At 63.0% G+C, this 2,547-nt stretch carries 3 protein-coding genes; all 3 read right to left on the reverse strand.

The genetic code is table 11. From position 1 onward, the window contains the following. Positions 1-241: 241 nt before the first annotated feature. Positions 242-664 (reverse strand): Rid family hydrolase, encoded by a 423-nt coding sequence (locus WAO18_RS09735; RefSeq protein ID WP_422205915.1) that lies wholly within the window; start codon positions 662-664, stop codon positions 242-244. Between the two features lie 195 nt (positions 665-859). Then, on the reverse strand, positions 860-2,374 hold the full coding sequence (locus WAO18_RS09740) for an adenylate/guanylate cyclase domain-containing protein (protein WP_422205917.1): 1,515 nt from the start codon (positions 2,372-2,374) through the stop codon (positions 860-862). 54 nt (positions 2,375-2,428) lie between these two features. Continuing rightward, on the reverse strand, positions 2,429-2,547 hold a 119-nt coding region (locus tag WAO18_RS09745), incomplete at its 5' end, for a hypothetical protein (RefSeq protein ID WP_422205918.1).

Consider the following 2,547-nt stretch of genomic DNA (forward strand, 5'->3'; position numbering starts at 1 on the left):
AGCCGGATCCACCCTTCAGCCTTCGCAAAAACATGCGCTGCCGACCAAAGTGCGAAACAGGCTGGCCTCGGCCGCCGTCAATTTGGCGGATGTTCGGTGGATCCGGCCTGGGCCGTAGAGCCACCAGCTCCGGCCAGCTACGCTGCCGTCTGTACCCACCGATGGACCACTCTCACTAACCGTGGAGCAGTTGTCGGGGTCCGGCCAGTCGGTCTCGGTGTTCAAGATATAAGCGTGGTGATCACCCGTCGTCGTCAATCATTGCGGTGACTTGAATCTCGACCCGCATTGTTGGATTTGCGAGGGCTGCGACGCCGATGCACGTCCACAGCGGAGCGCGTTCACCCATACGGCGGCGAAACTGTTCCGCCATCGTGTCTAGGTGATCTTGTCCAATCGTGCCATCAGCGTTCGGCAGGTGGTAGGAGTGAACGCTGATGACGTGTTGCCACAATGCTCCCGCGGTCGCCAATGTCCGCTCAACATTGTCGAAGGCCTGAATCACTTCGTCTCGGACCGACTCCGGAAAACACCAGTCGTCATCCCAACCACCCTGGCCGGAGGTCTCGACCCGGTTGCCGTGCCGAACTGCCTGCGAATAGTGGAGATTCTGTCTTTGGCGATCACCATATCCGGGCGTGACGAAGAACGATGCGCTGTCCATGTATGCCATCTTCCGGGTGTGCTCCCGACGGAAGATGAGCGACCTTGAACAACGAAGCACCCCCGACGATGGACCGGGGGCGTTTTCATTTCGACTGACCTAGTGGTGATGATGACCGTGGCCATGCCCGAGGTCGTCGGGCTCGTCGGCGGGCTTCTCGACAATGGCCGTCTCGGTGGTGCTGAAGGTAAGCCGTCAACGAGTCATCGATGGGTCGAGTCCGAAGACCCTTACACCGGCTGATTTACCTTTGAGTGCCTGCGATCCCCGGTCGGTGAGGCCGAGGGGTCGAGAAACCAGGGCGTCGACAGTCTGGTGAGTGAGAAGGATCGCATCACCGGTTGTTTTGGTGAGCTGCTCGACGCGGGCCGCAACGTTGACGGTGTCGCCGATCAGGGTGAACTCGAGCTTGCCTCCCCCGCCGATCGTGCCGGCGATCACCACACCGGTATTGATCCCGATGCCGATCCGAAGCGCGCCGCCGAACCTTTCTGCGACCAGGCGGTGAATCACAACCGCAGCGCTCACCGCGGCGTCGGCATGATCGGCAAGCTCGTTGGGGGCTCCGAACACGGCCAGAGCGCCGTCGCCCAGGAACTTGTTGACGTGCCCACCGGCCTCGACGACGGCCGGCACCACGATTTCGAACAGGGCGTTGAGGCGAGCAACGGTGTCCTCGGCTGTATTCGCTTCGGCGAACGGCGTGAAGTCGCGGACGTCGACGAACATCACCGTCACCTCGCGGCGCTCACCGGTGAAGACGTCGTCGCCCTGCTCCAGCAACCGCGCGGCCAAAGCGGGGTCGACATAGGTGCCGAAGGCTGCCTGAAGTCGTTGCCGCTCAACCAAACCCGCCTGCATCCGGTTAAATGACGCCGCCAGCGCTCCGAGGTCATCATCTTGAACTGCCGGCACCCGTCGGCTGTAGTCGCCAGCCGCAACCCGTTCGGTCCCGGCGGCGAGGTCGCGAATCGGCCGCAGGGACGGCGAGAACCCGACGCCGACAGTGATGGGCACCGCGAAGCCAAACGCCAACGCGCACCCGATCACGACCCATAGGACGGGGACCTCGGCGGCCCGTTTGAACACGCCCGCCAGCATCGCGCCCGAGACGGCGAACGCGAGCGAGACCATGACCACGGACAGGTTCGACCAAGCGGCAAATGTCGGTCGTGAACGGGGCAGGGAGTCACCGATCTCCGTATCACCAGATAGCGCGATCCTGACCGGTCGCAATGCTCCTTCCACGACGCTATGCAGAGCGATCAGTTGGACGGCAATTCCGACGACGGTTCCCACAATCGCGTACTGGACGAGCCGCGACTCCGGCGCGCCGACAACGGCACCAACAACAACCAACAGCGTGGCGGCCAGAACAGCGTGGACAGCCACCAACCGGGAAACCGGCCGCCGAGCGTAGGCGTAGGTGTCCTTCAGGGCTGTCGCCCGATCCACCTCGTGCCCGGCTGCCCATTGCTGTGCAAGGCGGAACCGTCGATGTCCGGGAGGAAGGAACACGTAGGACATCGCCAGCACGGCGACACCCGTGACGACGGCCGCCTCCACGTACTGACCGGACCTCTCGAAAGCGACAACGGCAAATGACCCAAGCAGGTAGATCGGCAACACCACAGGAAACCCGATCGCACACAGTACCCACGAGTACCTCGGCCCGTACCGATCCCACGCCCACTGCCAGATGCGATCCATGCCGAAAACAAAACACCCCCGGCCTGGTTGACCGAGGGTGTTTCGTCCTAGTGCTTAGTGAGCGTGGCCGTGGTGGTGACCATGTCCGTGGTCATCGGCCTGCTCGGCGGGCTTCTCGACAATTGCCGTCTCGGTGGTCAGCAGCATGCGTGCCACCGACGCGGCGTTGAGCA

It is taken from the genome of Mycobacterium sp. (genome assembly GCF_049278535.1).
GTDB lineage: Bacteria > Actinomycetota > Actinomycetes > Mycobacteriales > Mycobacteriaceae > Mycobacterium.

Excerpts from the sequence above, each read along its gene's own strand:
- WAO18_RS09740 (WP_422205917.1), bottom strand. The coding sequence starts at position 2,374 with ATGGATCGCATCTGGCAGTGGGCGTGGGATCGGTACGGGCCGAGGTAC.
- WAO18_RS09735 (WP_422205915.1), bottom strand. The coding sequence starts at position 664 with ATGGACAGCGCATCGTTCTTCGTCACGCCCGGATATGGTGATCGCCAA.